This is a genomic window from Streptomyces sp. NPDC025618 (genome assembly GCF_055558795.1).
Window position 1 is genome coordinate 114,944 of sequence record NZ_JBVHLW010000013.1, and the last position, 19,752, is coordinate 134,695.

The window sequence follows — 19,752 nt, forward strand, 5'->3', positions numbered from 1 at the left end:
CCTTGAGGGGCACTCGCCACGGGCACCCCGGACCTGCTGTCAGTGTGTCACCACTGCTGCCCGCAACGGGCTGGTGTTCGTCCGCAGGTCCCGGGCTCCGGGGAGCGCGCTCACATCGGCGGGGCGACGAAGAGCCCGGGGTCGGGGTCGTTGTGGGACTTGGCGGCGATGAACTCGTCCATCTCGTCAGCCGTGCCCCATTGATCCGCGTTGGCGGGGTCGCGCAGGTCGTAGAGGTGGGGGTGCCAGGTGTCCTCGTCCAGGATCTCCAGCCCGGTGGTGTATTCGACGGTGTTGCCTGCACGGTCGAGGAAGTAACTGAAGGAGTTGTCACCGGCACGGTGCCGCCCCGGACCCCACAGCCGCTCGATGCCCAGGCGCCGCATCCGGCCCGTGCCGCGCATGAATTCGTCGATTCCGCGCATCTCGAAGGAGGCGTGGTGGAACGCCGCGTGCGGCCCGCGCACGATGCCGAAGCTGTGGTGGAAGGCGTTGCATCGCAGGAACCACATGATCCCGTCACGGTCGCCCAGGCACATCGTGTCCGAGACGCGGAATCCCAGGTGTGTGGTGTACCAGGCGACCGTGGCCTCGGGGGTGGGGGAGTTCATCAGCACGTGGGAGAGGCGCACGGGGATCGGCTCACGGGCCTCGATCTCACGGTGCCGGCGGGTGGCGACGCCGGCGGAGACCTCGACCACGCGGCCCTCGTTGTCGAAGAAGCGGACCGCGTAGCCGCCCCCGGGGGTGTCCAGCGATTTCGGCTCGTGCACCAACCGCACGCCCTGCGCGGTGAGTCGTGCGGCCAGGGTGTCGACATCGCCGACGTCGGCGGCACCGAAGGCGATGAGGTCGGTGCGCTTGCGGGCGTCCTCGCGCAGCCGCACCACGTACGGCTCCGGGGAGCCTTCGGCAGCCAGGAACGAGACACCCGTGTCGGCGGCGGTCTCCGTCAGGCCCCACAGTTCGGTGTAGAAGCGTCGCTGCTCGGCGAAGTTCGGCATGGCGACATCGATGTGCCGCAGGTGGGTGATCAAACTGCTGTTGCTCACGGTGAGTGCACTCCCTTGGACGCGTGTTCAGCTCGGTCAGGCGTCTGCTTCAGCTCAGTCGTCCGGTCAGCCGGGTCGAGAACGGCGGGCAGCGGGCCCCGTGAGCTCGCAGCCACTGCTGCCGGGCAGGATGCGGAAGATCGCCGCGGACATGAGGGCCCCCTTGCCCGTCGTACGAACAGTCCGTCGGCTACGCGGGCTCGGCCATGAGGCGGTGACAGGCGTCGGCCAGTGGATACGCTTCGCTGTGGCGCTGGGCCCGCTCCAGACCGACGATCGCCACCGAGGTCTCCACGAGCGTCCGGCACCGCTGTGCGCGTCGGCTCACGAACGCCTTGAGCCCCGTGTCGACCGACTCGTGCCGTCCCAGCTCCTGGGCCAGCACCACGCCGTCCTCGATGGCCAGGGCCGCGCCGCTGGCCATCTGCGGTGCGGGCGCGTGGGCGGCGTCGCCGATGACCACGCCGTTGCCGTGATTCCAGGAGCCCTGGAGGAAATGCGTCTGCACCGGGCGGCGTACCACCGAATCGGACGCGGACACCAGCGGAACGAGCTCCGCCACCCGGCCGGGGAACGGCTCCAGCAACTGCCCGAGACGCGAGGCGAGCTCGGCGTCCGGGAGGATGCTCTGCTCCACTGCGTTCTCCGTCAGGAAGACGTAGGCCTGACTCTCCGAGAGGGGTACGAGCCCCGCCGTGTGGACCTCACCGGCGAACTGATGGATCCCGGCGCCCCACGACGGGCGCCGCACCAGCGCCCGCCACACCATCTGCCCCTGATAGCCGAGCGAAGTCCGAAGACCCAGCAGTCCCCGCGCCGCGGAACGGATCCCGTCCGCGCCGACGACGAGCGCGACCTGCCGCTCGGTCCCGTCCGACAGCCGCACGCGGACCAGCTCCGCCTCTTGGTCCATTGCCGCGACGGTCAGCCCATGGCGCACCACCACGCCGCGCCGCTCGGCTTCCGTGTGCAGGACGCGGTGCAGTACGGGACGTGCGATGCCGGCCATCGCCGGTCGCCGCGCTCCGACCAGGCGCGGCAGGTGGACCTCGCCCGCGGGCTCGCCGTCCACGTCCACGTGCGTGACCGTGCTCATGCCGTACCCCTCGGCCAGACACGCTTCCGCGAGACCCAGTTCGTTCAGCGCGCGCAGCGAAGGCCCGGTCAGGCACAACCCCCAGCCAGAGGTCGCTCTCGACGGGCTGACCTCGACGATCTCCACCCGCCATCCGGCGCGTGCGAGGGCCGTGGCCGCCGTCAGACCGGCGACACCCGCGCCCACGATCAGGGCCGTCCGCACACCGCCACAGCTGTCCATATATGCCTCCAGAGCACTGTTTGCTCCGGAACCGTAGGACGCCTCGGCTCTACGTCTTATCCGCATCGGGCGGCAACCATCCGATGTCGGCAATCAGCCGTCGGACCCGGGGCACTTCCAGGAAGCCAGGGGCCCCCGCCGTCCCGGCCCCGCTCCGGGACGCCGGCGTGGGCCGGGAGGGGCCTCTCCGTGCGCCGCGCGGCCTCCTCCGCATGATGTGTGGACCGGCCGGTCCAGCGGATCTCCCCGCCACAGGGCGAACTCTCGCCCGGGCACCGCAACGAGCGGTGCGCGCCGCGCGTTGAGAGATTCATGGTCATCCGCGAGACGCCGTCCCACCGAGCGCGGGACCGCCTTGCCTTGGCGCCACCCGTGACCAGCGCGTCCCTTCCGCACCGCTCCGATAGCATGTTCGGTCTCGTGGCGATCACCCGGACCGCCCGCCCATCACCGGAAACCCGTGCTGCCCAGCACAAAGCGTGACGTATTTAGCTGGCACCCGACAAATTGGCCGAGCAATTGATATCTGCAGTATCAAGGTTGTTTTCGCGAATAAATTCCAGAATTACGTTCGCCGCATGGCGTGAACCACGGACGATACTGTGGGCCACGGCGGGTGTGGTGGCTCTCGCATTCTTCGTCATGCTGGAGATCGCAGCGCGTCACTACGGCATGCCGGGACCGATCACCAATCAGGCGAAAGAGGTGATTTTCGCTCCCAAATCGGGGCCGCTGCTGTACGGCAGTATGGCGCTGATGATGGTGGTGTTCACCTGGCGGCAGCGGTTCATCGCCGCAGGTGTCGCGGTCGGCATCGACGTCGTCTTCTGGCTCGTGCGGTGGGCCGTCGACGCCAAGATGATGTTCGGCAACGGTGCGTTGTGGGTGATCCTTGGCTGTGCCGTCATCGCCGTCACACGCCGCACCGGCAGGGAACGCGTCCTGCTGCTGAAGGGTGTCGGCCTGGGCCTGCTTCTGGTGGCCGGCCGCAAGACCGGCGACACCTGGCTGCTCATCACGTCGAAGACCCGCCCGACGGTGCTCGACCAGTACGTGGCGACCGCCGATCACGCCCTGGGAAATCCGTCGTGGGTGGTGGGCCGGATCGTCAAGGCCACCGGTCCCGTCGGCGACCACATTCTCGACTACGTCTACATCCAGCTCGCGGTGGCCGCGGTCGTCGTCGCCCTTTACCAACTGCGCAATGTGGCAAGCGAGCGCCGCTTCCCGCGCCATCACCTGGTGCGCACCTTTCTGGTGATCGGCCTCCTCGGCCCGGGCATCTACATGATTTTCCCGGTGGTCGGACCGATATTCGCCTACGGCGCCGACGGCAGCCACTGGGCGGTGGCCGACCTGTGGCCGAACACGGCGCCGGTGCTCAGCGCGCCGCACCATATGCCGTTCGACGAGATCACCCCACGCAACTGCATGCCCAGCCTGCACACGGCGTGGGCCACCGCGATCTTCATCCATTCCCGCAAGGGCCCGCGAATTCTGCGCTACGCGGGCACGTTCTGGCTGATCGCGACGCTCGGTGCGACGCTGGGATTCGGCTACCACTACGGCACGGACATCATCGCCGGCGTGGTGTTCACGCTCACGATCGAGGCGGCTCTGCGCTCGCTCGAACGTGGCTGGGACCGGTCGGGAACCCAGCTGGTCGCTTATGGCGCGGCGGTCTTCACCGCGTTCCTGGTGTCGTACCGCTATCTGCCGATGGAGATGGCCGAATACCCGTGGGTGTTCGGACCGCTGCTCATGCTGGCGATGGCATCCGTGATCTACGGCTATGTCCGGACCACCAAACTGTGGGAGTCGGAGAAGCCGAGGATTCCGTCGGCTCGGCAGCCGGAACCGCAACTCGAACTGGTTTGATGCGTGTTGCGTCAGGGGGGGGGCGGCACCGGCGACGGGGCCGCCCCCCCAGCCGGGCCGTGGGTGGCCTCGTCCTCGTCCGAGGCGGCCGGCAGGCTCCTTGCGTCTGTGAGCCTCACAGCCTGATTCCCCAGGTGAACGCGGTAATCCCGGGAGTCGTATGAGCTGTGAGCGTCCCTGGCGGATGCCGTGCCTGCGGGTTCTCTGTGATGCGGGGGCTTCGAGCCGGACCCGCTATTCCCTCTCCTTTCCTTCACCCTTCTTTACGTACATTCCCGCCCTCGCCGCCGCTGCCGCCGCTTCGGCGGCCCGGTCCGCGTCGGTCTCGTCGAGTCCGTCGGCGGTGGTCAGCAGGCGGTAGTAAAGGGGGGCGGAGACGGCGCGGACGACCTCGCGCGTATCGGTGCCTTCGGGCGCCTCGCCGCGTTCGATGGCCTGCTCGACGCAAGGGGCCCATTCCTCGACGCGGATGTCGTAGAAGCGGTGCAGGGCCTCGGCCGTCCTCGCGTCGCATGTGGCGGCCGCGATCACTGCCTTGAGCAGCGCGCCCTGCCGGGGGTCGGCCAGGGTCCGCTGGACGAGCCGGGCGTTGGCCTTGAGGTCGCCGAGCAGCGAGCCGGTCTGGGTCCGTGGCAGCGACGTCTCGGCCATGTCCGCCAGCAGGTCCGCGACGAGGCCGGTGACCGTTCCCCAGCGGCGGTAGACCGTCGTCTTCCCCACCTCGGCCCGGCGCGCGACGTCCGCGAGGTCGAGGGCCGCGAACCCCCGTTCCGCCAAGGTGTCCCCGGCCGCCCGCAGTACGGCGGCTCGCACCCTCGCCGTGCGTCCTCCCGGGCGGGTGGTCCTCGGGTCCGTGCTCATGGAACTCATAAAGGGACTCCGGTTCCGTTAGTCGTCAGTGCCTGTTAGATTGAGATCACCTTAACGGAACCACGGGGCCATTAGCTGGCTCTGGGGGAGAGGGGATCAGTCATGGAATACAGGCGACTGGGCGCTTCCGGACTCAAGGTCCCAGCGCTGAGCTTCGGCGCCGGCACCTTCGGCGGCCGGGGACCACTGTTCGGCGCCTGGGGCACCGCGGACGGGCAGGAGGCGCGTCGCCTTGTCGACATCTGCCTCGACGCCGGGATCAATCTGTTCGACACGGCCGATGTCTACTCGGACGGCGCGTCCGAAGAAGTGCTCGGCCAGGCGATCAAGGGCCGCAGGGACCAGGTGATCGTGTCGACCAAGGCCGGCCTCCCGACGGGCGACGGCCCCGGCGACGCGGGCACCTCCCGCTCACGTCTGATCACCGCGTGCGAGAACGCCCTGCGCCGCCTCGGCACCGACTACATCGACCTCTTCCAGCTGCACGCCTTCGACGCCGGGACGCCGGTCGAGGAGGTCCTGTCCGCACTCGACGACCTCGTTCGCGCGGGCAAGATCCGCTACACCGGGGTCTCCAACTTCTCCGGCTGGCAGACCATGAAGTCCCTCGCCGCCGCGGAGAAGTACGGTCGCCCGCGCTACGTGGCACACCAGGTCTACTACTCCCTCGTCGGCCGCGACTACGAATGGGAGCTGATGCCGCTCGGGCTCGACCAGGGGATCGGCGCCATGGTCTGGAGCCCGCTCGGCTGGGGGCGGCTCACCGGCAAGATCCGTCGCCACCAGCCGCTCCCGGCAGGCAGCCGACTGCACGCCACGGCCGACTACGGCCCGCCGGTCGAGGACGAGCACCTCTACCGCGTGGTCGACGCCCTCGACGAGATCGCCCAGGAGACCGGCAAGGCCGTACCCCAGATCGCCATCAACTGGCTGCTGCGGCGGCCGACGGTCTCCTCCGTCATCATCGGCGCCCGCAACGAGGAACAGCTCCGGCAGAATCTGGGCGCCGTCGGCTGGACGCTGACGCCTGAGCAGATGGCGAAACTCGACCGGGCGAGCAGCAGGACGGCCCCCTACCCGTACTTCCCCTACCAGCGTCAGGAAGCCTTCACCCGGCTCAACCCGCCGGTGGCGGGGGCCACGGCCCTGCCGCCCACCGCCTGACGTGCCGTGAGGGCCGGTCAGCGGATCCGCTCCGCCGGCAGCAAGGGATCGTCGCCGGACAGCTGCCCTTGCGGCGTTTCAGGGCGCCACGACGCTGCTCACGATGGCGTGTGCGCTCGGCGGCCGGGAGGGGAGCGCTGTGATCCAGTTGAGTGAGACGCTGGCCCTGCAGACCGTGGAGGGCTTCCTGACCGGCGACGAGATGGCCCAGCTGATGAAGATCATGGACGCCGAGCTGGCGGTCACCGGGTGGCAGCCGGGCCACCAGGGCGACGTTGTCGCCGCCCCGTCGGCGGCGCAGGAGATCCTGCACGCCGCCACCGAGCGGGCGCTGCCTGTCCTGCACTGGGTGCTGCCCTCGGTCACCACGGACGGCCCGTGGGACTACACCGAGTTCACCCCCGGCCAGCAGGTGCCTGTCCATGTCGACGGCATCCCGCGCCCCGGCACCGCGCCGCGCCGGATCGGTCGCATCGGTGTGATGCTGACCGAGGCCGAGGAGGGCGGCGAGTTCTACGTCGCCACCACCTCCCACCCCTCCTTGTTCACCGGTCACAAGGCCGGCCAGGACGAGGGCTTCGCGCCGGACACGCCCCTGACCCGGGCCCTGCCGGAGGTCCATCAGCACACCGCCGAGGGCGACTGGCTGCGCGACGTGCCGCGGACCCGGTGGACCTGCGACGCTCCGGCCGGCACCGGCCTGGCCTATGGCTCCCAGCTTTTGCACGGCGTCGCGCCGGTCCGCAAGGGCAGGATGCGCAAGTTCGTCGCGGACCTGACCGACACCCCCTGACGGCGGCAGCCGAGCCGCTTGTCCTGACGCCGGCCGCGCGACAGCGGGGACTGTGCACCGGGTGCGGTCTGGACCTGGTCGAGGGGGCCGAGTGTCAACCAGACGGCGTTCACGACTGGGTGAACTGATTCTCGGTCTCCTCGCCTGCGCTGAATGTGCGTCACGTCCTCTACCGACGTGCGGGGGCTCCAATGGGCTGAAGAATCTGGAACTCCGACACACCGCTTGCCATCAGCGGCATCACGCTGGTGAGCGACGGAGAGAGTAGCGCAAGCCCCGGGTCCTGCTTGAGCCGTGACGCATGCACGGGCTGAGGGGGCGGGAACGCAGCCCCAGCGAGCAGGCGCCCGCCAGTCTCTCCGTCTGCGCGGCACTGCGCGCGGACGGCACCGCAACTTGGCGCGGGGGAGGGGCCGTTGGATTGGCCGCTCTGAGGTTGTTCTGCCGGATGTTCCTCGTAGTGACCCCGGTGGACAGCTCTGCGGTGCGAGGGGCGGATTGCCGCCACGCTCCGGAGGTCCCTCAGCTCACTGCCCTCGCGCAGCCGGTGCGCCTCATGCCCGGCGTCACAGGGTGGGGCGATCCTCGAGGTGGCGGAGCAGGTCGTTCACGGGGGCCGCCGAAAGGTGAGGAGTGAATCGCCGCCGGCATTGGCCCGCGAGGCCGGGTGGCAGGGTGCCGAGCAGGGCGACGGCGCGGAGGGTGATCTCGACGGCGGCGTCGAGATCACCGAGGGACAAGTGCGCGTCCACCGCGTACAGGAGCCGTCGCCCGGTCTGCGGGGGCGGCTGGGCGGTCGGCGGGGCGAGCAGCGGAGCGAAGCAGAGCAGGGCCTTCCTGGGGTTTCCCAGGTAACGCCAGGCGTTTCCGTAGTTGATGCTCAGGAAGTGTCCGTCGATCCTGATACCCAGGCTGTGGGGCGGCGGCCCCTGGTCGGGGGCATGGGTGACCAGCGCGGCGGCACGGTCCAGCGCCCGCATGCTGCGCGTTGTCTCGCCGAGGCGGGCCAGGGCGATGGCGTCCTTGCAGAGCAGGTAGGCGCGGAAATGCGGGGGGAGCCGGGGGGCGAGCGTCTGCGCGGCGTTGGCCAGGCAGCGGGCGTCTCTGGCGTCACCCGCTGTGAGATGCCGGGTCGCGAGGTGGCCCATGCAGGCTGCCACATCCTGCCGTGAGCCCGCGGCGGCCGCCGTACGGATCGCAGCGAGCAGGTAGCGCTCCGCCCCTGCTTCGTCGCCGAGACACCCGCTGAGGCATCCGCTCAGGCTGGCGGTACGCGTAGCGAGGAGGAGTAGCCGGGTCCCGGTGGGGCGGTCGTAGCCAGCGGTGGCCGACAGCCCGCTGATCAGCCGGTGTTCAGCCTGGGCGGCGTAGTGCAAGGCCATGGGAGTGGCCGACGATCCCGCTTCCTGCGCTTCGAGTGCCTGGGTACGGGCCTCGGCCCCGGCCAGGATCTCTGGAGTGACCTGGTGGCCGTCCCGGGAGGGTGCCTGATGCGAGGCTGCCAGGGTGGTGAGCGCGTTCTTGATCTGTGCGTCAAGCACGGCCCCGGTGACCGTCAAGTACGAGCGGGTTCCTTCCCGCCAGGGTTGGACCGTCCGCCGGGCGGCGTCGATGGCCCCCTGCGGTGTCCACGGCTCGTCCAGCAGGGCGGCGGCGCCGGTGGCCAGGTGCAGCCAGTGGGGCCAGCCGAGGCGCCGTACGTCTTGCTCGGCCACCTTGTGTACGTGGGCGATGGCCAACTGCGTGCTGAGTTCGGGGACGGTCCGGCCGGATTCCCAGCGTGAGACCTTCTCGCGGCGGGCTGCCATGTTCCCGAAGCCCAGTCCGGCATGCGTATCGGCGATCAGCCGTGCGTAGGCGGGATGCGAGAGACCCGCTGAGGTGCGGAGGAATGCCAAAGGATGCCGTGCCATGAGAACGCCTTGATTGAAAAGGCCCAGTGACCGATGGTGCCAGGGGAGCTAGCGAGCGGTTGAATGGTAAACGAATGCTCCGGGCGGCGCCAGAGGTCCGAAGTGCGCTCTGGGGCGTCGCCGTCCTGCTGTCGGGGTATTCAGGGGCGCTGGAGCCCTGTGGGGCCTGGTGTGCGTACGCCAGGGGGTGCCCAGGCGACCTTGGGCGGGGGATCGGCAAGTTCCCCGCGGAAAGGCCGGATCTGGGCGATTCCTGATGGCCGCTGCCCGGAACCGGGCGGTGAGCGCCTGGCAGTTCTCCGAGCGGCTGCGCCACCCAGCCCGGCAGCGGCATGAGCTGGGTGACGTCGTCGCGGTGGCCGCCGGTCAGGGGCACGGGCGGCGGGATGCCGGTGGCGTCGCAGATCACGTGGTGCTTGGATCCCGGCTGTCCGCGGTCGCCCTGGCTCCGGCCGGTGTTGGGCCGCTCTTCAGTGCCCGGACGTGGGAGCTGTCGATCACCGCCGCGACAGGTTCAAGCGGTCCGCGGCTCGCAGTTCGTCCAGCAGCACCTCGTGGGGCCGCTGCCACGCCCCGGCGTTGTTCCAGTCCCGCAGTCGGCACCAGCAGGTCATTTCCGAGCCGAACCCGAACTCCTGAGGCAGCCATTCCCCCTGGATGCCGGTGCGGAGGAGGAACAGGATGCCGCGCAGCACCCTGCGGTCTTCCGGCCCCCTCCTCCATCCCGGCTGCCTGCGCCCAGGAGGCGAAGTGGGTGGCAGCGGCTCGATTCTTGAACCACAACTCATCGTCAACCAGCCAGGGTTGAGGGTTTCGCTGGGTCATGCTCAAGCAACCCGTGCACCCCTCCGGAAGGCACGGTTACCCACGTTGCGCTAAGAGTTCTCAGAGCTGGCTGATTCGCGAGGCACCCCCTGGGCACCTCCAGATCCCTTCCCGCGAAGGATCTTCCGCTCTTAGCCTTTCCCTCGGTAACAAGGAATGAGGTCCTGGCCGGGCCCGTTCCTCCGGGACGCATTGGAGAACCTGAAGTGAAGCGCGCTATATCTGGAATAGTTTCCGCTGCTCTGTTCGGCGGCATTATCGTGACCGGCACCGCGGGCACAGCGTTCGCGACAGACGGATACGCAGAAGGCCGAGTCGCCGTAACTGACGTCAAGGACGCACCCCCCATCGCCCAGGTCGACCCCATTGGCGAGCGGAGATCGATGTGCATGTGGAAGAAGGACAAGAATGACTGCGCATCGCTGCTGGCAAGCAAGGAGATGACCAATGTGGTCAAGGACTGCCTTCTCAAGGCCGGGATCGGCGGGGCGGGGGCGTTCGTGATCGGCAAGTATGTCAGCAAGGACATTGCCAAGGATATTGCAGCAAAGATCGTCGTCACTGGTGCTACGGCCTGCCTGTCGACCTTCGTTTAGCGGTGAACGTAAATGGCGATCAAGATCGTTGCAACGTTCGTCTGGGCTGCTGGGCTCATCGGAGTCACCAAGCTGGTAAGCGGAAGTGACTGGATGCAGTACGTTGCCATTTTTATTCTGAGCTGCCTCTACGGCCTGTTGATGAACAAGCTTTCCTCGCCGAGGGCTCAAGGCGAAGACTGAATGCTGCCCACTGGGGTGTGCTGGAGAGACTGGAGGGGTTCTCATGCGCACCACCCGACCTCGGGTCGTCCGCAGTCGTTCTCTTCCTTCGCGGCGGCGACTCCCCACTCCTTAGGGCAAGCGTAGAAGTCGGAGCTGTTGGGTGGCGGCATATCAAAGCCGTCGGATAACTTGGCCGAAGAAAGCCATTCTCGTAATGGCGGCCGGGCTAGAGTTGCGAATGAGGGCCTGAACTCTAAAGGGTTCAGGCCCTTGTTTTAGGGAGTGTCCTATGTGGTGAGGCGGTCGTTGGGTTCCGTATGGGGCGGGGACGCGGAGCGGGATTGTTCCGGACGGGTTGTGGGAGACAGCGAAGCCGCTGATCCCGCCGGAGACACGCATCCTGTCGGATCCGGACTGCCCCTCGTCGTCGGGCTCTCCGCTGCCAACACCCACGACAGCCTCGGCCTGAAGTCCGTGGTGGAAGGCCACCAAACGAGATACGTCGGCGCCGACGAGCCGAAGGGGCGGTCGGTCGCGGCTTCGGCCCCTTGGGAGGTACGGCGCAGAGGTCGGGCAGGTTGTCCCAGGTGGCCACCCGCTCCCGTTGACAATGATCAGCCGCTGGACACGCAGGGCATTCCCCACCGTATAGCCGCCCAATTCGGTCGCAAAGGAAGCTTTGATGTGTTCCTGGGACGGTCTTGTTGTCATGCACAGGGTGATGGTTAGCTATTCGAGGTCTACCCGCAGGGGGCGGGTAGCGGAGCTGGGGAGTCCGTATGCAACTCGTCCGCAAGCTGGTACCTGGAGTAATGGCAGCTGGCCTCGCCGCAACCGGCTTCATCGCCGCACCCCCGGCCGACGCCCAGGTCGTGAACTCCACGTGCAACCTGCCGAACGTCGTCAAGGTCAACTACAACGACGGAGGAGGAGCCTACTGCTACGTCTGGGACGGGAACTGGGCCAGCGGCTACGTGGGCGCGATGCACATCCAGAATTCCAATAATGCGTGCTCGCAAGGCAACTACACGGGATACGTGCAGGACATTCTGGGACGTCAGTACCACTTCGACCGGCACAAGTGCTCCCCCAACACTGGCGGGGCGACACTGTCCTTGATCGTATTCACCGGCAACTGAGTCGGCACAGGCCCTGAAATCCGCGAGCGCGCCGGGCTGTTCTCCGCGCGGCGCGCCCTTCGTTTGCGCTGAGAACTGTCAGTCAGGGAGAAGACTGGATTCGCACATGCCGGACAGGTGGAGCGTCGCCTTCGCGGGGATCTCGCTGATAGGGGTCAGTGAATTCCCGTTCGGCGTGGCGAGGTTGACCCAGCAGGTGTCACCTCCGGCCCAGGAGATTCCTTAGCTGCTGCCAAGTGATCCCGGTGAACAGCACGAACAACATGCCCTGAAGGCGCAGCCGGTCATCCACCGCCCGAGACCTAGCTACGTCCCGGCCCGCGCCGCGCAGTCCACGGAGCTGAGCCGTTCGACCAGGCGGTGACCGGAGTGCTGAGCCTGCTTGAGGAGTGGCTCGCCCGGCAGGGCGGCTTCACGTGGTCAGTGCCGCGTGCACGGGAGCCAGCAGGGAGACGTCGTCCGTCGTGATGGTGAGGTGGGTGGCACCGGCGGACCGCCAGGCGTCGGCGAGGGAGCGCCAGGAGTCCGGCCGTCCGGGGTCGGGGCGAAGGCGGGCCTCGATGCCGAAGGCGTCGGCGTCGCGGCCCGCTTCGGTGACCGCTGTCCGCAGGTCGGCGACGATGCCGGCGGCGCGGTTGACCCGGTTGGCGAGCAGGCCGGACATGGTGAAGCCGTCGGCGAGGGCGGCGATCCGGCGCAGCTGGCGCGGTCTGCCGCCGGTGCGCAGGGTGCCGCCGCCCATCCAGAGCGGGACGGCGCGCGGCCGCGGGGTCAGGGTGACGCCGGAGAACGCGACGTGTTCGCCCTCGAAGCACGCGTTCGGTTCCGTCCACAGCAGGCGCAGCGCGCGGACCTGCTCCTCGAACAGGGCTCCGCGGCTCTCCCGGGTGACGCCGAGGGCGGCGGACTCGGCGAGGTCGGACCCGACGGCGACGCCCAGCCGCAGCCGGTCCCCGCTGAGGAAGGCCAGTTGCGCGGCCTGCTTGGCGGCTAGCACCACGGGGCGGTGCGGCAGGATCGTCATCGCGGTGGCCAGCTCGATCCGGGTCGTCACCGCGGCCAGGAACGCCACCAGCGTCAGGCTCTCGTAGGCGGGGTCGGTGGACACCAGGTGTTCCGGGACGGACAGGTGGTCGTACCCCAGGCCCTCCGCGGTCACCGCGAACTCGCGGAGCGCGGCGGGCGTGAGGGATGTCGGGACGGTCCAGCCGAGGCGGAGGGTCATTTACGGAAGGCCTCGGGGTCGGCGGCGGAGATGAAGACCGCGCGCGGGCGTTCGGCGGGCAGGAGCTGGGAGTTGAGGATGTGCCGCACCGCTTTCTCCCCGCCGGGCACGGGGTCGGTGACCGACAGGTGCACGTCGAGCACCTGGGTACCGCCGTCGTTCACCACCTTGGGCACGCAGTGCACCACCCCGGGGATGGCGTGCGCGGCCTGACGGACCGTGTTCAGCGAGACCTTCTCGCCCCGCAGCACCACGAAGTCGGACAGGCGTCCGTGGAAGGTCAGGAAGCCGTCGTCGATCGAGAACGCGTCCCCGGTGGCGACGGTCCGCGGTCCCAGCAGGACCCGCCTGCTGCGCTGTCCGACCCGCCGCAGCAGCACGGTGTCCGACTCGACCAGCAGTTCGCCCACCCCGTCGTGCGTTTCGCGCAGCGACGCGACGACCCCCGGCAGGGGGCGGCCGACCGAGCCGTACCGGTGCGCGGGTTCGGCGTGCGCGGCCAGCGTCGACACGCGGGGTCCGGCCTCGGTCAGCCCGTAGGTCACGTACAGTTCGCCGGACGGCCGCGCGGCGAGCAGGCCCGCCACCTCCGCGGACGTGACCTTGTCGCCGCCCACCGCCAGCGCCCGCAGTCCGCTCGGCATGAGGGCGGGGTCGGCCAGCAGCTGGCGGGCGATCGTCGGTGTCACCGCCGAGTGCGTGACGCCCCGTGCGGCGATCGTGTCGCGGTACGCGACCGGGGAGAACGGAGGCCCGTCGAGGACCAGCCGCGCTCCGGTCACATAGGCGGCGAGTGCCTGGGCCACCAGGGCGTAGGAGTAGTACAGCGGCAGGTTGACCAGCAGCGTGTCGGCCGCGGTGATGCCGGTCGCCCCGGCGTGCAGGCGGGCACCGTGCAGGAGCGAGGACACCCGGTGCACACACGCGCTGAACATCCCCGAGGTGCCGGACGTGGAGAGCAGGATCTCTCCCGGGTTGTACCGGGTGGCGGGGTGCCCGGTCGGCACGGCGAACGCGCCGCCCACCGGCACCCGCGACTCCGCCCCGGTCAGCCGCGCGGTGATCACCACGCCCGCCCCGACGTGCCCGGCCAGCTCGCGGACCCGCCGCCACGGGGTGCTGGGCGGCACGGCCAGCGGCACCAGGCCCAGCAGCAGCGACGACAGCTGCACCCGCAGCAGTTCGGCCCCGTTGGCCATGCAGAGCACGACCGCGTCACCCGGCGCGAGCCCCAGCCCGGCCAGGTCCTCCAGCACGTCGTCCACACCGGTCGGCGCGCCGTCGATACGCGTCAGGAAGTCGGCCACCCCGGCCCGCGTGATGCCGTTCACCGGTCCTCCCCGGCGCCGGTCAGGACGAGACAGTCGCATACGTGTCCGTCCGCGGTGGACCGCAGGCCGGCCAGGAGCACATGCCGGGCCTGTCCGTCCGCGAGCCATCCTTCGATCACCGTGTGCGCCACGGGGGTCGCCGCGTCCGGACGCATCGCCAGCAGCAGCGACGGTCCGCGCAGCCCGTGACGCAGGGCGGGCAGTCCGGCCAGTACGCCCGGGTTCGCCCCGGCGAAGCGCAGCGGCGACACCCGGGAGCGCGGCACCGACCGGGCGATGACGCGCATCGTCCGCTCGCTCCCGGTCGCGCTCATGACCACGATCCCGGTGTCGTCGGCGGCGTCGAGCACGGGCTCGGCGCAGTCCGCCAGCGCCCGGTCCACCGCCTCGGCGACCAGCCAGGCCGCGGGGTCGGCGTAGAAGGACGGTTTGTTCACGGAGTGCTCGGCAGGGTCCTCGGCGACCACCGTCGCCGACCCCAGCACCCGCGTGCCAGGCAGCACGTGCGTCACGCCATCATCCCTTCGAACCTTCGAACAGCAGACAGGTGTTGAACCCGCCGAAGCCCAGCGTCAGGCTCAGGCCCGCCCCGGCGCCCACGGGGTGTGCCGACCCCGCGGCCAGCCGCAGCGGCGACGCCGGGTCGCGCAGCCCGACGACGGGCGGGACCCGCCGGTGGCGCAGCGCCAGCACCGTCGCGATGGCCTCCAGGGCCCCGGTCGCGCCCAGGCTGTGCCCGAACGCGCCCTTGGTGGCGAACACCAGGGGCGCGCTCTCCCCGGACTCGAACAGGTCCAGCAGACTGCGCGCCTCCACCTCGTCGTTGAGCGTGGTCCCGGTGCCGTGCGCGTTCACCACCGCGACGTCCTCGGGGGCCAGGCCCGCCGAGGCCAGGCAGCGCCGGACCGCGCGTACCACCGCGTAGCCGGACGGGTCCGGTGCGGTGAGCCCGGCGGCGTCGTTGGACGCGCCGGCCCCGCGCAGCCGGGCGTGCACCCGGGCGCCGCGTTCCCGGGCGGAGTCGGGGTGTTCGACCACCACGAACCCCGCGCCCTCGCCGAGCAGCATCCCGTCGCGTGCCTTGTCGAACGCCCTGGTGCCGGTGGGGCTCATCGTGCCCAGGGCGGAGTGGCCGAGCCGCTTGGCCTCGGTCACCACGTCCACGCCGCCCGCCACGACGATGCGCCGCCGCCCCGAGCGCACCAGGGTGTGCGCGAGGGCGATCGCGTCCGACCCGGCCGAGCAGGCGGTCATGACGCACACCGGTTCACCGGGGTGCCCGATGCCCGCCGCCGCGTCGTCGGCCCACGCGTGCAGCGTCGGCTCCTCCTCGTCCAGGGACGCGCCGAAGCTCGTGCCGAGCACCAGCCCGGCATCGGGGTCGGTCGTGGACAGCCCGGCGTCGGCGAACGCGGCGGCCAGCGTCTGAGAGGCGAGAGCCCGCTGGCGTTTGCCCGAGTCGGTCCCGTACGGCACCGACTCGGCCACGGCCGCGAGGGAGTTGCGCAGCGGGTGCGGTGACTCGACGGGGGCCAGGCCCGACTCGCCCGCGCACAGCCGGGCCCAGACCGCCTCCGGGTCGCGGCCCAGCGGCGTGTCCCAGGCGAGACCGGTGATGACCGGGGTCACCACGGGCGGGCCCCCGCCGGGTCGATCTTCGCCCGGCTCATCGCGCCGCGGAACCGGGCGACCGGCCGGTCCTCCACCGTCACCGAGGCGGAGAAGGTGAAGGTGTGGCCGGACAGCCTCTCCGCCCGTACGTCGAGCACCACCTGGTCGCCGGGCACGACGGGGGCGAGGAAGCGGCACTTGACCGTGCCGACCAGGGTCACCTCGTCGTCGGCGAGCGGCTTGCTGCTCAACTGGTAGAGCAGCACCCCCGACTGGGCGAAGGCCTGCATGGTGTGGCTGCCGGGCAGGATCACCCCCGGGGTCAGCCCCCGCTCGGGCAGGTGCCCGGAGAGCGCGCCCATCTCCGCCGAGACGGCGTACATGCTGCGCAGGAACTCGCCGGGCTCATGGTCGAGCACCCGGTCGATGAACAGCCGGGGGTGGCGTCCGCGCACCAGGGCGGCGATCGCCGAGGTGCCCAGCGGCCGGGGTACGCGGGCCGCCGCGGGGGCGGGGGGTGCTGTCTTCGTCTGCTGCATCCGGGACGATTCCTCTCAGGGCGTGTCGCAGCGGTGCCGGCAGGGGCACCGGGCGACGGGTGTCGGGGTCGACGGCGGCGTAGACGAGGTGGCCGGAGACCAGGGGGGTACGGGAGCCGTCCCCCTCCTCGCGCAGCAGCTCCACCGCGAGCGTGAACCAGGCCGCGCCGACGTGCTCGACCCGGGTGTTCCCCACGATCACGTCGCGGTGCACGGCGCTGTCGAGGTAGGCCACCCGGAGTTCGGCCGCGACCACGTCGACGCCCGCCGCGGTGAAGGCGGTCAGCCCGCAGCCGTACTGCTCCAGGTGTTCCGTGCCGGCGGTCTCGATCAGCGACGTGTAGCGGGAGAAGTGCACGATCCCGGTCGCGTCGGTGTCGACGTGCTCGATCCGGGTACGGAACGCCGTGGTCGTTTCCGTGCCTGTGGTCACTTCAGTGCCCGGGCGCCCGCTGCCACCCGCTCCACGACCTCGTCGGCCAGGGCCTGTTCGGTGTTCAGCGGCAGCACGATCCGCAGGGTGGGGTGGATGTAGCGCCGGTCGCCGGACCGTTTGCCCGCCCCCGCCATGAACTCCGCGTACACCCCGGCTTCGATCAGTGCCGTGCGCAGCGCGCCGATCCGGGCCGCCGCGGCGGCGGTCAGCTCCACGCCGAGCATGAACCCGGTGCCGCGGACCTCGGTGAACACCTCCGGGTTGCCGCCCACGAGAACGGTGTCGAGCTGCTTGGCCAGGTGCCCGCCGACCTCGGCCGACCGGCGCAGCAGCCCCTCGGCCTCGATGTGCTCGATGCCGTCACGGATCACCGCGCAGGTCGACGGCCGCAGATCGGAGGTCGACACGGCGCCGGACGCGCGGACGGTCAGCTCGCGCCGGGCGATCACCATGGACGTGGACACCGCGCCCATGCCGAGGTACTTGCCGATGACGGTGATGTCGGTGGGCACCGGGCCGTCCGCGTCCCGCATGGCGAACCAGCCGCCGGTCTTGGCGAAGGTCAGTACCTCGTCGGCGACGAGCAGCACGTCGTTCGCCGCGCACATCCGCGACAGCCCGCGCAGGTAGCCGGCCGGCGGCTCGATGATGCCGGCGTCGCCCTGGACCGGCTCGACCACCACGGCCAGGAGCCGGTCGGCGAGCGCGGTGAAGGTCTCCTCCAGGGCGACGGGGTCGCCGAACGGGATGTGCTCGACCCGGACGCCGTACGGGGCCGCGGTCTCCGGCATGGGCAGCCCGGCCTGGTAGTGCCTGCGGTTGAGCAGTTGCACCAGCCCGCCGGTCCAGCCGTGCCAGGCACCCTGGAAGGCCAGGATGATGTCGCGCTTCTCCTTGCCCGGGCGGTGCCGGAGCCGCCGGGCGTCGAACCGGGATTCCAGCACGAGCCGCAGCGCCAGTTCGTTGCCCTCGGAGCCCGAGTTGCGCCCGCTGACGTGGTAATGGCCGGTGGGGAACCGGTCGGTCCACAGCCCGCCGGGCCCGAAGAGCCGGTCGAGGAGCTCCGCCCGTTCCAGCGACCCCAGTTCGTCGGTGACGCTGCCGACCCCGGTGCCGCGCGCCACCGCGGCGCGCACGACCGGGTGGTCGTAGCCCAGCGCCGCGCTGGCGTAGCCGCCGCTGGCGTCCAGCAGCCGCAGCCGCCTGCCCCGGTGCTCCGGGCTCAGGTCGACCATGTCGAGCTCCAGCCCGCTCCCGCCCACGCAGGCGAACGGCAGCCGCGCCGCGCCGTAGTGGTTGAGGTGCAGGTCCGCGCCGCGCAGCAGCACATCGGCCGGGTCCCCGGTGCGGTCGTCTCGTGCGACCGGGGCCGCACTCACGCAGTGGCCGGGGAGTGGTCGGCCCCCGACAGCCGCTCGATGAGCGCGACGACGTCACCGAGGGTGGACAACTCCTCCACGGCGAAGGCGTCGTCGGGGATCTCGATGCCGAAGGACTCCTCGCATCGCACGCGCAGCTCCACGAAGCCGAGCGAGTCGATGCCGTAGCCCTCGCGCAGGCTGTCGTCGAGCCGCATCTGGTCGGTCGGTACCTCCACCAGCACATCGGAGGACAGAATCTGTTTGATCGTCTGCAAGGGATTCATCAGCGTTCTCACCTCTGGACGGGGGTTTATCCGAAAGGGCACGACTGAGCGTCCGGCGCCAGGAAATGCCGGAGGGAATGCAGCGGTAAAGCGGTCGGCAGCAGGCCGACGGTGACCGTCGATAAACCGAAGCCAACCGTTGTTGGTCGCTGAAACTAGTTTGCTGGATCATGGTCTGTCAACGCGATGTGGAATCACGCCAGTCGCATCCCGCGGGGGCCGCTGCGGGGGCCGTTTGTGCTCGATTGCCCCAGCGGGCCGCCCGGTACTCCATTGACCAGCGGGTTTACCGGGGGCGGGAGTTGCCCCGACCGCCGTCCACGTCCGCGAGGTGGGCTGACGGCGCCATCCGGAAGCGTGGCCGAAACTGCGTTGCCCCGGTCTGGCGCAGGAAGTCCTCCTGACTCGATGCCTGTGCTTGTGCATATCCTGACGCAGGGTCACACGGTGCCGTTCTCCCCTTGCGGCGTGGAATGCCGCCGGGCTAGGGTCATGCTTCCCATTCGCCTTCCAGGGGCGAATCGGAGTGCGCGACGAGCATGCACCCGGCCCCTGGCGATACCGTCGCGGCCCTGCGTTTCGTATGCGGATTCCACCGCGATTCCCTGTCACCCGGCGCAGCCGCACTGTCATCGCGCTGCCCGTGTCCTCCCTTTCCGATGACCGAACACCGTCTGGTTCCCCAGTCGTCGAGCGCGGTCGTCGGCAGGCTCTATCGAAGGGATACCAAAAGGCCATGAGTGCCCTCCCGGACGCCCTCAGCGGCGTCACCGTGTTCGTCGGCGGCCCGATCCAGCACGCTCTGGTGCCCGGCGGCATGGCGGCACCGATCCGCGACAGCGTGCGCCAGACCATCGACCGGGTACGGCGGGCCGGCGGCACCGTGCTCTCCGCGCACGTGGCCGAGCGCTTCGGCGCCGACACCGCCTCGTTCACCCCCGAGCAGGTCTCCGTGCGCGACTACGGGTGGATGCGCGAGTGCGACGTGTTCGTGCCGGTGCTGCCGGTGCACAACGGCACCCTGCTGCGCACGGACGGCACGCACATCGAGCTGGGCTGGGCCAGCGCGCTGGGCCGTCCCATCGTCGGCATCACCGACCAGCCCTTCGCCGAGTCGGCCAGCCACCTGCTGAAGGGGCTCTCCGAGGTCGCCGCCGCCACCTTCCTCTCCGCCGAGGAGGTCGCCCTGGACCCGTCGCGGCTGATCGACAGCATTCTCGGCGCGCTGGCCCGGACCCGGACCACGGTCTGA

The 19,752-nt window shown here is 70.0% G+C and carries 20 protein-coding genes; 7 read left to right on the top strand and 13 right to left on the bottom strand.

Annotation, left to right across the window (positions count from 1 at the left end):
* Positions 1 to 110: 110 nt before the first annotated feature.
* Together ACZ4A5_RS14745 and ACZ4A5_RS14750 are read right to left on the bottom strand one after the other, a co-directional pair.
* On the bottom strand, positions 111 to 1,052 hold the full coding sequence (locus ACZ4A5_RS14745; protein WP_467582633.1) for a VOC family protein: 942 nt from the start codon (positions 1,050 to 1,052) through the stop codon (positions 111 to 113).
* A gap of 190 nt (positions 1,053 to 1,242) precedes the next feature.
* On the bottom strand, positions 1,243 to 2,370 hold the full coding sequence (locus tag ACZ4A5_RS14750) for an FAD-dependent monooxygenase (RefSeq protein ID WP_467582635.1): 1,128 nt from the start codon (positions 2,368 to 2,370) through the stop codon (positions 1,243 to 1,245).
* Positions 2,371 to 2,910: 540 nt separating this feature from the next.
* Between ACZ4A5_RS14750 and ACZ4A5_RS14755 the strand changes: the two genes are divergently transcribed.
* Positions 2,911 to 4,248, top strand: a complete 1,338-nt coding sequence (locus ACZ4A5_RS14755) for a phosphatase PAP2 family protein (protein ID WP_467582637.1) — start codon at positions 2,911 to 2,913, stop codon at positions 4,246 to 4,248.
* Positions 4,249 to 4,482: 234 nt separating this feature from the next.
* Here ACZ4A5_RS14755 and ACZ4A5_RS14760 read toward each other — a convergent pair whose 3' ends face one another.
* A complete protein-coding gene (locus ACZ4A5_RS14760; protein WP_467582639.1) occupies positions 4,483 to 5,109 on the bottom strand; it encodes a TetR/AcrR family transcriptional regulator in 627 nt (208 codons plus the stop codon).
* Positions 5,110 to 5,220: 111 nt separating this feature from the next.
* Here ACZ4A5_RS14760 and ACZ4A5_RS14765 point away from each other — a divergent pair, with 111 nt between their 5' ends.
* Both ACZ4A5_RS14765 and ACZ4A5_RS14770 read left to right on the top strand, forming a co-directional pair.
* Complete coding sequence (locus ACZ4A5_RS14765; RefSeq protein WP_467582641.1) at positions 5,221 to 6,282, top strand: aldo/keto reductase; 1,062 nt, start codon at positions 5,221 to 5,223, stop codon at positions 6,280 to 6,282.
* A gap of 139 nt (positions 6,283 to 6,421) precedes the next feature.
* Positions 6,422 to 7,075 (top strand): hypothetical protein, encoded by a 654-nt coding sequence (locus ACZ4A5_RS14770; protein WP_467582643.1) that lies wholly within the window; start codon positions 6,422 to 6,424, stop codon positions 7,073 to 7,075.
* Between the two features lie 566 nt (positions 7,076 to 7,641).
* Here the strand turns inward: ACZ4A5_RS14770 and ACZ4A5_RS14775 are convergent.
* Together ACZ4A5_RS14775 and ACZ4A5_RS14780 are read right to left on the bottom strand one after the other, a co-directional pair.
* Entirely contained in the window at positions 7,642 to 8,988 is a 1,347-nt protein-coding gene (locus ACZ4A5_RS14775) for a hypothetical protein (protein ID WP_467582645.1), read from the bottom strand.
* A 497-nt stretch (positions 8,989 to 9,485) separates the two neighbouring features.
* Positions 9,486 to 9,776 carry a transposase gene (locus ACZ4A5_RS14780; protein WP_467582694.1) on the bottom strand — a complete coding sequence of 97 codons (291 nt, stop codon included), beginning with the start codon at positions 9,774 to 9,776 and terminating at the stop codon, positions 9,486 to 9,488.
* 243 nt (positions 9,777 to 10,019) lie between these two features.
* Between ACZ4A5_RS14780 and ACZ4A5_RS14785 the strand changes: the two genes are divergently transcribed.
* From ACZ4A5_RS14785 to ACZ4A5_RS14795, 3 genes are all read left to right on the top strand, one after another.
* Positions 10,020 to 10,409, top strand: coding sequence for a hypothetical protein (locus ACZ4A5_RS14785; RefSeq protein WP_467582646.1), 390 nt, complete (start codon positions 10,020 to 10,022; stop codon positions 10,407 to 10,409).
* A 12-nt stretch (positions 10,410 to 10,421) separates the two neighbouring features.
* A complete protein-coding gene (locus ACZ4A5_RS14790; protein WP_467582647.1) occupies positions 10,422 to 10,592 on the top strand; it encodes a hypothetical protein in 171 nt (56 codons plus the stop codon).
* Between the two features lie 761 nt (positions 10,593 to 11,353).
* Positions 11,354 to 11,713: a hypothetical protein gene (locus ACZ4A5_RS14795; RefSeq protein WP_467582648.1), complete on the top strand. Its 360-nt coding sequence runs from the start codon at positions 11,354 to 11,356 to the stop codon at positions 11,711 to 11,713.
* Positions 11,714 to 12,125: 412 nt separating this feature from the next.
* On the opposite strand, the gene ACZ4A5_RS14800 is transcribed toward ACZ4A5_RS14795, so the two are convergent.
* From ACZ4A5_RS14800 to ACZ4A5_RS14835, 8 genes are read right to left on the bottom strand one after another with little or no spacing between them, the layout of a single operon-like run.
* Positions 12,126 to 12,938, bottom strand: coding sequence for a TIGR03619 family F420-dependent LLM class oxidoreductase (locus ACZ4A5_RS14800; protein WP_467582650.1), 813 nt, complete (start codon positions 12,936 to 12,938; stop codon positions 12,126 to 12,128).
* Positions 12,935 to 14,269, bottom strand: coding sequence for a class I adenylate-forming enzyme family protein (locus ACZ4A5_RS14805; RefSeq protein WP_467582652.1), 1,335 nt, complete (start codon positions 14,267 to 14,269; stop codon positions 12,935 to 12,937). Before ACZ4A5_RS14805 ends, ACZ4A5_RS14800 begins: the two co-directional genes overlap by 4 nt.
* Positions 14,266 to 14,781: a polyketide synthase gene (locus ACZ4A5_RS14810; RefSeq protein WP_467582653.1), complete on the bottom strand. Its 516-nt coding sequence runs from the start codon at positions 14,779 to 14,781 to the stop codon at positions 14,266 to 14,268. The genes ACZ4A5_RS14805 and ACZ4A5_RS14810 overlap by 4 nt, the downstream gene beginning before the upstream one ends.
* A 4-nt stretch (positions 14,782 to 14,785) precedes the next feature.
* Positions 14,786 to 15,901, bottom strand: coding sequence for a beta-ketoacyl-[acyl-carrier-protein] synthase family protein (locus tag ACZ4A5_RS14815; RefSeq protein ID WP_467582655.1), 1,116 nt, complete (start codon positions 15,899 to 15,901; stop codon positions 14,786 to 14,788).
* A complete protein-coding gene (locus ACZ4A5_RS14820; protein WP_467582657.1) occupies positions 15,895 to 16,335 on the bottom strand; it encodes a 3-hydroxyacyl-ACP dehydratase FabZ family protein in 441 nt (146 codons plus the stop codon). The genes ACZ4A5_RS14815 and ACZ4A5_RS14820 overlap by 7 nt, the downstream gene beginning before the upstream one ends.
* Positions 16,286 to 16,852 carry an acyl-CoA thioesterase gene (locus ACZ4A5_RS14825; RefSeq protein WP_467582659.1) on the bottom strand — a complete coding sequence of 189 codons (567 nt, stop codon included), beginning with the start codon at positions 16,850 to 16,852 and terminating at the stop codon, positions 16,286 to 16,288. The genes ACZ4A5_RS14820 and ACZ4A5_RS14825 overlap by 50 nt, the downstream gene beginning before the upstream one ends.
* Entirely contained in the window at positions 16,849 to 18,234 is a 1,386-nt protein-coding gene (locus ACZ4A5_RS14830; RefSeq protein ID WP_467582661.1) for an aminotransferase class III-fold pyridoxal phosphate-dependent enzyme, read from the bottom strand. Before ACZ4A5_RS14830 ends, ACZ4A5_RS14825 begins: the two co-directional genes overlap by 4 nt.
* Positions 18,231 to 18,500, bottom strand: a complete 270-nt coding sequence (locus tag ACZ4A5_RS14835; protein ID WP_467582663.1) for an acyl carrier protein — start codon at positions 18,498 to 18,500, stop codon at positions 18,231 to 18,233. Before ACZ4A5_RS14835 ends, ACZ4A5_RS14830 begins: the two co-directional genes overlap by 4 nt.
* Positions 18,501 to 19,236: 736 nt before the next feature.
* Between ACZ4A5_RS14835 and ACZ4A5_RS14840 the strand changes: the two genes are divergently transcribed.
* The gene (locus ACZ4A5_RS14840) at positions 19,237 to 19,752 is read left to right on the top strand and encodes a hypothetical protein (RefSeq protein ID WP_467582665.1); all 516 of its coding nucleotides are present in this window, start codon (positions 19,237 to 19,239) and stop codon (positions 19,750 to 19,752) included.